The following is a 12,106-nucleotide window of genomic DNA, read 5'->3' as shown; positions in this document are numbered from 1 at the left end:
GTGAGCTCATGAAAACAAGACAAAAACGTACCCGTAGCCGGGATTGAAACAGCTAAAATCGTCAAAGTACAAACCCTTGAATTTAACAAGAATTATTTCTAATCTCAAGAAAGCGATCATGATTACTTAATGAGTAATGAGACTGGAAATCATCAAGTATTAAGATTTTGATACTGTTGTGACAAGATCTGCATTGTTTAAAATTTCACGTTCCCATACAGCAAATCTTTGTTGTCATTCTCCACAAAGACTTTTTGAATGGGAAATTTGACATTTCATCATGCATCTCCGCTATTTAATTATTAAAAATATTGTTTTGATGAGGCTGCCTTGTCGATGAAACTTTGAATCCTTTGTATTTGAATCTAAGTTTTTAATTTAGGAGGATAGATAACGTATAACTGGTTCCATTGTTATATTCATATCGATGTGGCGCTCAGCAAAAGCTCGGATTTCGGCAATTACTTGTTGACGAGTTTTTGTACAATAAATAGAGTCATAAAAAGATATGACGGACTGTATGTTTACACTGTTTGTATCTGTTGGCAGTTCAAGGTTGTACGGGTAGTCTGTCCCAATAAATACATCTGTCGTTCCGGTTGCTATCGTTGGAAGTCCTTTTGCCAAGTATTCTCGGCTTTTGAGTGTTGAGTGGATATAAATATCTTTGTCTTCTGTTGCTAAAGAGATGACTCCCAGGTGACAAAGATCATATATCTCATCAAGTTCAGCTCCGGTTTTATAGCCATGTATGATTACTTTGTCTGATACTCCATAACGTTTGGCTAAAATAGTGAACTCTGTTGTAAAAGGTCCGCCTCCTATTAGATGAAGTACTATCGGGCGTTCTCCTCCTGATGCATAATATTCCCCTAATCCCCGTATAAGGCGGTCATAACCGTGCCACCAACAAAACATGGCTACTGCTACAATATGAATGGCGCCATCTTCGGGTACGGGTTTTATAGGATGGATCGTATCAAGATTGATCCCATTGATTATTGGTATTGTAGGCATTCCGAATAGTCTTTCATCTTTGCTTATCGTTACTATCCGATCAACATATCGATGTAGTATTGGCATATATGTTCGTTCTTTCCACCAGAGTGGATAATCTATCCATCGTTTTTTTAATTCTTTTTTGTATGGATAGGTGGGGATTTCATAAAGAATTTTGGCTTTTGGATTCCGCTTCCTGATTTTTCGGATGACAAGTAGTTGATTTAAAGACATCCCCATCCTTCGAATGTAGAAAAAATCATTGCCATCGAACATTTTATGATATCGAGATAAAGGATCGTCCAATGAATATCCAAAAGGAAGACGAAAAAAAACACGTTTGATGTTTTTAAAAAAAAATTTTTGAACTCTTGAAAAACATCTAAAAGATGGAAAATTACACCAAGGAGCTTTCTTATTTAATGTAGGGGAAACCCATGATTCTCTTTTGGTGTAAAAATGTTTACAATTCAGTCCTGCGGCATTAATCGCATGGATTTGTGCCAGTACTTTCTTGTCTACACCTGTTGGTTTTGAGATTGATTTTACATCTGTTAAACCATAAATAAAAACGCCTTTTTTCATATATTTTTTAGAAGCTGTTTAAGATTTAATTAAAAAATGTCACCTGTAATGTGTTATTCGCTGAATATTAGTATATTGATGATATTGTTGATAAATAGCGGCGAGTTATTAAAAACAACCAATACAAGATGAGTATGATTCATATAATCAGCATTTATTTTAGTTTCAAGATTGATAGTATTTGCGTGATGAAATGCGAATACCTGATGCCTGCAAGATAGGACAGGCAGCCATATCCAAGGATGAATACGATACCTCCCAACCCTAAAGACATCCCATGCGTCGCCGTGCCGAAAATTGTCGTTGCCGTTTTGGATGCTAGTCCTGAGCATAACGAGCACACAAGTAATATCCCCAATTTACGCCAAGGCATGAGGGAGCCGACATTGGTGCCTAACATTTTAGACACCGACATCATCAACAGGTATAGACATAACAAGGTTGTTCCTGTCGATATCAATGCAATGCCTGTTACAGACGGAAAGAAATTGACACAGGCAATGTCGAGACCGACAACGAGAACCGCAGTGAACAAATGAATATCGGCAAACAATTTGCCCTTTCCAAGTGCAAACATGATAGGCCTGTACGGCAATATACGAGCGATATTGATGATGGTGATTATCCGGAATAAATCCGATGCAATACCATATTTAGGTCCATACAGACAGGTAATAATATCTTCGGCGAAAATGAAACAGAATATCGAGATGGGATAGATGAGCGATGCCGATTGAAATACCGTCCGGTTCCATAGTAAAATATACTCTTCTTTCGCCGTTCCGGCAGCATACATCCTGGAAAACTCCGGTAGCATCACCGAAGCTATCACGGCGATAATCACTCCGGCAAAAGGCAGTTCCATAAAGCCATTGGCAAATTGCGCGAACTCTGCCACTCCAAAATAGCGGCTTACAAAAAACTGGCTTGCAGACCCTATGATAAACCCATAGACACTTGCATTGAAGACGGGGATCGAATACGAAAAAATATCTTTAATGCTGATGCAGCTTTGCAATACTGCAATATCCTTGAATGGCCGGTACATCAGTCTGAATCCAACAAAGCTTGTCATTGCGTATGCTAACACCAGTCCTATGATTGCATTGACGGCAGATGCTCCTGAAACATATACTGCCGCCAATACGCAGGATATGGTGAAAATTTTACTCAGCAATACGTAAATGAAAACCAGGTGAGCTTGTTTGTAAACAACGAGGATTCCCTCTATCCCGATAATGGGCATCATAAGCATCGGAGTAGGAGCAAACCATCTGAGGGATTCAGCCAGTTGCCGGTTTTTAAGTATATCAGCAATCAGGTCGGACCCGAAAAACAACAGGAGTGAAAATAACGCGCCGATAAATATAAATAGCGAGTTAAGTTTTTTGATTATAGATCGTCCTTCATTGACAGGACGGACAGAAAGAAAATACGAATAGCACTGGGGTAGCCCGAAAGCAAAAAACGTCAACAGAGTCGTGTATACGTACAGAACCTGACGATATGTTCCATACCCGTCAACCGTCATGTAACGGCTCAGTATTGCCGCCAGCACAAATGACATTCCCAACGACAGCATACGGGCCAATCCCAACCAAATTGATTCGGATGTACGGCTTTTGCCGCCCGCAGGCAATTGATATTTTGCAGTGCCGTACATAACGCTAATCGTCGTCTTATAGCGTCCAATATCCTATTTTTGAGATTCTGTTCCGGTAAATTCCCTTTATATCCGCCAATATTGCGTCGCGCCTTGCAATTCCGATGAAATAATCTTCATCGAGTTCGAGGTATTCGTCATGTCCTATCGTGACGATAATCAAATCATATAGAGGACTGGGAACTGCCGACAACTCTATCCCGAAGGTTCCCTTTACGGATGCGACATCGGCATGTGGATCGATGATATCGACCGAAAGTCCTGCGGCCGTAAAGATTGCATACATCTCTGCGACAGCCGGATTACGAATGTCGTCGGAATTAGCCTTATAAGTGAATCCCATGATAAGCACCTTGTGCGGCGCACATGATGTTCGGCTGTTTAATATGGAAAGCAGTGATCGGACAATGTAATCCGCCATTCCGTCATTGACCGAACAACTCGATTTCGTCAAGGGTGCATCCAGCCCTAACCTTGCTGATTCTGCGATAAGATAATACGGATCTACCGGAATACAATGTCCGCCTACCAGCCCGGGACGATAATCGACGAAATTCCATTTTGTTGATGCCATGTCCAACACTTCGCTGAAGTTTATATCCATTTGCGAAAACAAACGCGACATCTCATTCATCAGTGCAATGTTGACGCAGCGTTGCGTATTTTCAACGATTTTTGAGGCCTCGGCGACTCTGATGCCTGACGCACAGACCACATCAGCTTGAATCACATGCCGATATATCTTTTGAAGCATAGTCGATGTGTCGTGGTCGACTCCAGACACTATCTTCACCGTATTCCGGAAAGTGTGTTCCGTGTCAACGGGATTTATCCGCTCGGGAGAATATCCGACCTTGAAATCGGCCCCGCACTTAATGCCGGATAGTTCCTCCAGTAACGGTATACAGATCGAATCCGTGCATCCAGGATACACTGTCGATTCATACACCACGTAGTCGCCATGGTGCAGATGTCCTGCGACAGTTTTGGTTACTGATATCAACTGTGATAAGTCGGGACGTTTGAGTTCGTCGACCGGAGTACCGACGGTTATGATATATAGCGATGCTTTGTCAAGGTCGTTGGCGTCGCTTGTGAAATGCACTGTATCATGTTTGACGGGAGAGGAGCTTTTTATATGATTGATACGCTCTTGCGAAATATCATAGGCCACGACATCGAAATGGCGGGCGAAAGCTTCGGCAACAGGCCGCCCCACATAACCTAGACCGATGACGGCAACAGAAGTTCGTCGCGTCTTAAGATTCTCGTATATTGCAAATCTGTCATTCATATTCAAGAACCATATTACCGCGCTTCACATATCTGATTCCTGATTCGGGACATACGGCATTGCCGTCGTCATCGAATTTGAGCCTGTATCCGTGTCTACTCATCCATCCTATCTGTCGTCCCGGCACACCGACGACCAGCGCGTAATCGGCTACATTGCGTGTCACAACAGCCCCGGCCCCTATGAAGGCGTACTTGCCGATTTCGACACCACACACGATAGTAGCGTTTGCACCAATCGTGACTCCTTTGCGGACAATCGTGCGTTCATACTTTCCTCGCCGTGATATTGCACTCCTCGGATTCCTTACGTTGGTGAAGACGCACGATGGTCCCAGAAAAACATCGTCTTCGCATACGACTCCTTCGTATACCGACACATTGTTCTGTATCTTGACATTGTTGCCTATGATTACCCTTGGGGCGACCATCACGTTCTGGCCGATGTTGCATGAATCGCCGAGGCTGGCACCGCTCATGATATGTGAGAAGTGCCATATCGTGCACTTGGCTCCTATCTTGGCGCCTTCGTCAATCATCGCTGTCGGATGTATAAACACGTCATGCATATACGTCAGTTATGTTTGTAAAATTTCCTTATGGTGTCAACAATTACTTCCTGATCTATGTCCGAAATGTTACCGTATATGGGCAGAGAGAGCACGGAAGCCGGAAGTCTTACGGCATTCAGCATCTCTTTGTCGTACGAGCATACGCCGCTGTATGCCGGCTGGGTGTGCAACGCTTCCGAATAATACACCATCGATTCTATACCGTTTTCCAGCAGTCTGCGCCTGAGCTTGTCGCGGTCATCTTCAGGTACGGTCAGCGTATATTGGTGATATACGTGTATTCCCACGCTGTCTTCATGCGGCAGACCTATCATTTCCAAATCACTGAGCATATCGTTATAGTTAGCTGCCGCCCGGCGTCGATGGAAAATCCATTTGTCGACATGAGGCAATTTCACGCGCAGAACAGCCGCCTGTACAGTGTCGAGACGGGAATTCAGACCGATATACTCATGACGATATTTTATGCTCTGTCCATGGCTTGCAAGAGCTTTGATCTTTTCGGCAAGCTCCCGGCTGTCGGTAAACACGGCACCGCCGTCGCCATAACAACCAAGAATTTTACTCGGGAAAAAAGAAGTGCAGCCTATTGTTCCGACTGTGCCCGCAAATTGCTTTGAACCATCCGGGAAGATACATTTTGCACCCAACGACTGGGCATTGTCTTCGATCAATACGATTCCCGTGTTCGATGCAATTTTCATTAAACCGGTCATATTGCACGGCTGACCGAACAAATGAACCGGGATGATGGCCTTTGTCCGTTTCGATACGACTCTCTCTACACTCTCGCAGTCAATGTTGAAAGTACGCGGATCTATATCTGCAAACACGGGCTTGCCGCCAAGCAGCGCCACGGCTTCCGCCGCAGCCACAAACGAGAATGCGGGAACAATCACTTCGTCACCCGGCCGTAGCCCGACAGCCATTAAAGCCAATGTAATCGCATCCGTGCCATTGCCGCAACTGATACAATATTTCGCATTCACATAGTGGGCCAATTCCGCCTCGAACGTCCCGACTTCAGTCCCTTTGATAAAAGCACATTCATCTACCGCGTCTGCTATGGCTTTATCGATGTCATTGCGGATACACCCGTCCTGTTTATGCAAATCAACCATTTTTATCATTGCACACAGATTTTGCGATTCCTTACTTGATTAACGGATGACAGTCATTCAGTACTTTCGACAGAGGTGTGTGGCATATTTTTTCGGCTGCCGATATTGACGGTCTCGCGTCTTCAATTGAAAAGCCTTTGCCTTCGAGAATCCTCCGATAGCTCAAAGTGTGCAGGTCCGTAAACCCGTCGGTAAAATTGAAGCCCACACCGTTTATCGTCAGACATCTGCATGGTGTCATCTTCCCGTCAACGCTTTTCAATGAGGCGTGCGCCGGATTGACACTCAGAAAGAATTTCACTCGTGCCTTTTGCAATTCTATTACGCCTGAGACGGAGTCTGCTGCTGAATGATGTACGGCAGCATTCAGAAAATCGCCGAATATCCAAATCAGAATATCCAAAAAATGGATGCCGATGTTGAACACGACCCCACCGCTTTTTGCGACATCGCCTTTCCATGACGCCGCATACCATTTTCCTCGCGGCGTTATATAGGTTAATTCCACATCATGTGTAAAATCTGCAGGTGTGCTGTCCACATATTGTCTGAGTCTCTGGATTTCGGGATGTAAGCGTAACTGCAATATGGGATATATGCGGCGGTTGGATGTACGCTCCATGCTAGCCATGGTGTCGAGATCCGCAGAACGCAGGCCTAACGGCTTTTCGCATATCACGTTCATTCCGTTCCGCAGTCCGAGAATGGAATGTCGGCAATGAAGATAGTTCGGAGTACATACAGTCAGGTAATCGATGTTCCCATGCTTGAGTATACCTGCGAATTTATCCGCATCGGTGGTAAAATCCGCATGAGGGAAATATCTGTCCATAATTCCCACGCTATCTGCTACGTCATGAGCCGCGACCAGATCACACTCCGAATTCTTTATGGCATCGAGATGGCGCGGAGCTATATATCCGGCCATGCCTACAATAGCAAATTTTGATATGCCAAAATCAACTTTAACCATTTTATTAAAAAGTTCACAAAAATAGTATAACAAATCGAATAATAGTTTTATTTAAGATATAAAAACCAACAAAATGGAATTTCAAAAAATATTATTCAAAAGTGGAGAGATTCCAGATGGCTGGCTTTGAATTTGCGTTTAAAAACGATGTTTATTTATGATACTGCACATGTCTATTTCAAGTTCGGGCTGTTGGATTTATATATGGGTTTCTTCCAGAATAATCAAAAAGCGTGGAATGCAGGAGAAAAATGGATGAGAAAAGTAGTGGTCGTTGGCTCTGATCAGACAAATAAAATATATTCGAAATCATTATTATCTGCATTGACTTAGATTAAGTCATGCAGGTGTAACTCGTTTATAAGTTGCTTCTTTTGTTTGCCTCAATGATTAGTAAAACTAATAATCAGGATTGTTAGTAGAAAAATCTTTTATAGTTTTAAATGTCAAATAAAAAGCGCCCAAATTTTGCCCAAAATAAAAACCTCAATGATTTGCAAACCAAATCATTGAGGTTTTAAAAAGTACCCGGAGCCGGGATCGAACCGGCACGGATTGCTCCATTGGTGTTTGAGACCAACGCGTCTACCGATTCCGCCATCCGGGCATAGACGGTTACGACCGTTGAGCGAACAAAGATAGCGATAAATTCATTATCTGCAAATGCAAAGTCTAAATTGAAGCGCAATACATGAACTGTAATTCGGCGGATTATCGCTGCGGAGGCGGAAACGAAGCTCTCTAAATCTAAATAGGGGATTAGGAATAAAAACAGCCAAGGAGCACCAGTAAGGGTGCTCCTTGGCTGTTTCGGCCGAACGGATGGAATGTTCGGTTGTTATTGGAGGGATGACTACTCGTCCAACAAGATTTCCAGGATTTTGATCGCAGCCGTGGCAATCGGCGTGCCGGGGCCGAAGATGGCCGCTGCACCTGCTTTGTACAGTGCGTCGTAATCTTGGTGCGGAATCACGCCGCCTACGATTACTACGATGTCTTCGCGGCCCAGCTTCTTCAGTTCGCCGACGATCTGCGGTACGAGTGTCTTGTGACCCGCAGCCAGTGAAGATACGCCGACTACGTGTACGTCGTTCTCGACAGCCTGTTTTGCCGCTTCGGCCGGAGTTTGGAACAACGGGCCCATGTCGACGTCGAATCCGATGTCTGCATAACCGGTTGCAACTACCTTGGCGCCGCGGTCGTGACCGTCCTGACCCAGTTTAGCCACCATGATACGGGGTTGGCGGCCCTCCTTTTTCGCGAACTTCTCGGCCAAAGCCTTGGCTTCGGCAAATCTTTCGTCGTTTTTCACTTCTGCAGAATATACACCTGAAATGGAACGGATAACGGCTTTGTAGCGGCCTACGACCTCTTCGCAGGCATCGGAGATCTCGCCCAATGATGCGCGGACTTTGGCGGCTTCGACGGCCAGTTCGAGCAGATTGCCTTTCTTGGTCTTCACGCACTCGGTGATTGCGGCCAATGCAGCTTTTACCTTCGCTTCGTCGCGGTTTGCGCGCAATTCGTTCAGGCGTTTGATCTGCGACTCGCGTACGGCCGTATTGTCCACGTCGAGGATGTCGATCGGATCTTCCTTCTCCAGACGGTAGCGGTTGATGCCGACGATCGTGTCGATGCCCGAGTCGATGCGTGCCTGCTTGCGCGCGGCTGCCTCCTCGATACGCATCTTCGGAATGCCGGTTTCGATGGCTTTGGCCATACCGCCCAGTTTCTCGACTTCCTGAATCAGGTTCCATGCCTTGTGTACGATCTCGTTGGTGAGGCTCTCCACGTAGTAAGAACCGGCCCAGGGATCGACCTCGCGGCAGATATTGGTCTCTTCCTGGATGTAGATCTGTGTGTTACGTGCGATGCGGGCCGAAAAGTCGGTCGGCAGCGCGATCGCCTCGTCGAGGGCATTGGTATGCAGTGATTGGGTATGTCCCAGTGCGGCGGCCATGGCTTCGATCGCGGTACGGCCCACGTTGTTGAACGGATCCTGTTCGGTGAGCGACCAGCCCGAAGTCTGCGAGTGGGTACGCAGTGCGAGGGATTTGGGGTTCTTCGGGTCGAACTGCTTGACGATCTTCGCCCACAGCAGACGTGCGGCGCGCATCTTGGCGATTTCCATGAAGTGGTTCATGCCGATGGCCCAGAAGAACGACAGGCGTGGTGCAAACGTGTCCACGCTCATGCCGGCGTTTACACCGGTGCGCAGGTACTCCAGACCGTCGGCCAGCGTGTAAGCCAGCTCGATATCGGCCGTGGCGCCCGCTTCCTGCATGTGGTAACCCGAAATCGAGATCGAGTTGAATTTGGGCATGTTCTTCGACGTGTATTCGAAAATGTCGGCGATGATCTTCATCGAGAATTCGGGCGGGTAGATGTAGGTGTTGCGCACCATGAACTCCTTGAGGATGTCGTTCTGGATCGTGCCGCTGAGCTGGTCGAGCGTGCAGCCCTGCTCGAGGCCGGCCACGATGTAGAAGGCCAATACCGGCAGTACGGCGCCGTTCATGGTCATCGACACGGACATTTTGTTCAGCGGAATGCCGTCGAACAGCACTTTCATATCCTCTACCGAGCAGATCGATACGCCGGCTTTGCCGACGTCGCCCACTACGCGCGGATGGTCGGCATCGTAGCCGCGGTGCGTAGCGAGGTCGAACGCCACCGACAGGCCTTTCTGGCCCGAGGCGAGGTTACGGCGGTAGAATGCGTTGGATTCGGCGGCGGTCGAGAAGCCGGCGTACTGGCGGATCGTCCACGGACGCATCACGTACATCGTGCTGTAAGGGCCGCGCAGGAACGGTGCGATACCTGCCGCATAGTTCAGGTGCTCCATTCCCTCGAGGTCTTCGGCCGTGTAGGTGCCCTTGACGGTAATCTGTTCGGGGGTTACCCAGGGCTGGGCCTCCCCGCAATCTTTGGCACTGCAGCAGCTCTTAGCCGTGGTGCCTTCGTATGTCAAATCTGAAAATTTTGCTCTCATAATACTCTTCGGGATTAGATGCCCAGCTCTTTAAGGTAATACTTCAGTGTCTCCAGCACGTTCGACTTAACGTGGATGAAGTTTTTGATCCCCTGTGCCTCGAGGTCGGCCATGCAGGCCGGTGCGCCGGCCACCACGAAGATTGCCTTGTCGCCGATCATTTTGGCTGCTTCGGGAGCGAGTGTCGCATAATCGTCATCTGCGGCGCAGATCACAACGATGTCGGCTTTGGCGTCGAGTGCCGCTTTAACACCCTCTTCGAGGCTCTTGAAGTAAGTGTTGTCCTGTACGCGGATGCCGGCGCAGGCGAAGAAGTTGCAGGAGAACTGCGCGCGGGCGCGGGCAAATGCCAACGAGCCGCAGGTGAGCATGAACGCTTTGGGCTCTTTTCCGCTGCGGTCGACGCTCAAGCGCATCTGTTCGAATGCCATGGCGCCGCGGTATGGACGCAGCGGGCGCACGCCGCCTTCGACCGGTTTGCCCGAGCAGCAGCATTTGGCTTTGTCGCCCGGAGTAACCGTTTCGGCAGTGACCTCTTGCCCGGCTACTTCGAGGAAGTTCGGGAATTGGTTGGTCCCCAGCAGGGTTTCCCGGCGGGTCGCGATGTTTTTATCTTTGGTCGCGGCGGAAGCCTCGATCTGGTCCTGGATAAATCCGGCTTCGAAAGCCGCGATATAACCGCCTCTGTCTTCGACCTCTTTGAACAATTTCCAGGCTTGTTCGGCAATCGAAGCCGTCAGGTTCTCGATGTAATACGATCCGCCTGCGGCGTCGCACACCTGGTTGAAGTGCGATTCCTCTTTCAGCAGCAACTGCACGTTGCGGGCGATACGGGTCGAGAAGTCGGTCGGTTTTTCGTAAGCCTCGTCGAACGGGCGTACCTCGATCGAGTGCACGCCTGCGATGGCGGCGCTCATCGCTTCGGTCGTACCGCGGAGCATGTTGACGTAAGGGTCGTAAACGGTCATGTTCCATTTCGACGTTACAGCGTGGATTTTCATTTTGCTCGCGCAACCGCGGGTCGGTTTGTACTGGGCCATGATGTTGGCCCACAACATACGTGCGGCGCGGAACTTCGCGATCTCCATGAAATAATTCGAGCTGACCGACATCGTAAAGCGGATCGAAGGAGCCGCTTGGTCGATCGTGAGCCCCTGCTCCATCAGTTTTACGACATATTCGTGGCCTACGGCCAGCGTGAAGGCCAGTTCCTGGACGATCGTCGAACCGCAGTTGTTGAACTGCTGGCCGTTGACGCCGACGAAGCGGACGCGTTTGTACTGCGGAACCTTTTTAATCAGGTCGGCAATTGTGGAGAAAGCTTTGGGGGCACCTTCTTTGCATCCCAGTTTGCCTTTGAGCGTGAGTTTGTTGATGATCGGATCGATCACGAAATTCACCTTCACCTCTTCGGGATTCAAGTCCGAGTTCTTGAGTTTGTCGGCGAACAGTTCCGCAACGGTTTTCACACCGCAGCCACAGAAGGTGAGTTCGGTGGTCTTCAGCGAAATTCCTTTGAGTAGCGTGTCGAGGTCGGCTGCCGAGAACTCCTTGCTGGCAATGCAGAAACCGATCGACTCGGCGCCTTTGGTCAGCGCGCGGGTGGCTTCGGCATTCGCCTCTTTGGGGCATTCCACGCCGATAGTCTGGTGTATCTGCCAGTTGTTGTCCTTTTTCGTGCCGCGCACGTAGGGGAATTCCCCGCACTTGCTGCCCAGGAAGGCTACGTCCTTGAGATTCTCGGCGCGGTAATACGGGCGCACGTTGAAGCCCTCGGCCGTTCTCCATACGAGTTTGCGCTCGTAGTCGGCTCCTTTCAGGTCTGTTGTGATCGCTGCCTCCCACTGCTCGGTGGTGACGGGAGGAAACAGGCCAAACAGCTTTTCTTCCTTATTATTTGCCATAATA

At 48.1% G+C, this 12,106-nt stretch carries 8 protein-coding genes and 1 tRNA gene; all 9 read right to left on the bottom strand.

Annotated features, from left to right (window positions below):
- Positions 1 to 378: 378 nt before the first annotated feature.
- Complete coding sequence (locus NQ495_RS07035) at positions 379 to 1,584, bottom strand: glycosyltransferase (protein ID WP_009133656.1); 1,206 nt, start codon at positions 1,582 to 1,584, stop codon at positions 379 to 381.
- A 154-nt stretch (positions 1,585 to 1,738) separates the two neighbouring features.
- Complete coding sequence (locus NQ495_RS07030) at positions 1,739 to 3,247, bottom strand: oligosaccharide flippase family protein (protein ID WP_009133658.1); 1,509 nt, start codon at positions 3,245 to 3,247, stop codon at positions 1,739 to 1,741.
- Positions 3,248 to 3,263: 16 nt separating this feature from the next.
- Positions 3,264 to 4,541 carry a nucleotide sugar dehydrogenase gene (locus tag NQ495_RS07025; protein ID WP_009133659.1) on the bottom strand — a complete coding sequence of 426 codons (1,278 nt, stop codon included), beginning with the start codon at positions 4,539 to 4,541 and terminating at the stop codon, positions 3,264 to 3,266.
- Positions 4,534 to 5,109 (bottom strand): acyltransferase, encoded by a 576-nt coding sequence (locus tag NQ495_RS07020; RefSeq protein WP_009133660.1) that lies wholly within the window; start codon positions 5,107 to 5,109, stop codon positions 4,534 to 4,536. The genes NQ495_RS07025 and NQ495_RS07020 overlap by 8 nt, the downstream gene beginning before the upstream one ends.
- A gap of 5 nt (positions 5,110 to 5,114) precedes the next feature.
- Positions 5,115 to 6,242, bottom strand: coding sequence for a DegT/DnrJ/EryC1/StrS family aminotransferase (locus NQ495_RS07015; protein WP_009133661.1), 1,128 nt, complete (start codon positions 6,240 to 6,242; stop codon positions 5,115 to 5,117).
- A 22-nt stretch (positions 6,243 to 6,264) separates the two neighbouring features.
- The gene (locus NQ495_RS07010) at positions 6,265 to 7,206 is read right to left on the bottom strand and encodes a Gfo/Idh/MocA family protein (RefSeq protein ID WP_040294176.1); all 942 of its coding nucleotides are present in this window, start codon (positions 7,204 to 7,206) and stop codon (positions 6,265 to 6,267) included.
- A gap of 525 nt (positions 7,207 to 7,731) precedes the next feature.
- Positions 7,732 to 7,813, bottom strand: a tRNA-Leu gene (locus tag NQ495_RS07005).
- Between the two features lie 246 nt (positions 7,814 to 8,059).
- Positions 8,060 to 10,198 carry a methylmalonyl-CoA mutase gene (scpA, locus tag NQ495_RS07000; RefSeq protein ID WP_009133664.1) on the bottom strand — a complete coding sequence of 713 codons (2,139 nt, stop codon included), beginning with the start codon at positions 10,196 to 10,198 and terminating at the stop codon, positions 8,060 to 8,062.
- 14 nt (positions 10,199 to 10,212) lie between these two features.
- Positions 10,213 to 12,102 (bottom strand): methylmalonyl-CoA mutase family protein, encoded by a 1,890-nt coding sequence (locus NQ495_RS06995; RefSeq protein WP_009133665.1) that lies wholly within the window; start codon positions 12,100 to 12,102, stop codon positions 10,213 to 10,215.
- Positions 12,103 to 12,106: the final 4 nt, after the last annotated feature.

This window comes from Alistipes indistinctus YIT 12060 (assembly GCF_025144995.1).
Taxonomy (GTDB): domain Bacteria; phylum Bacteroidota; class Bacteroidia; order Bacteroidales; family Rikenellaceae; genus Alistipes_A; species Alistipes_A indistinctus.
The sequence above is the reverse complement of the archived record's forward strand: the minus strand, read 5'-3'. Positions and strand labels throughout refer to the sequence as shown.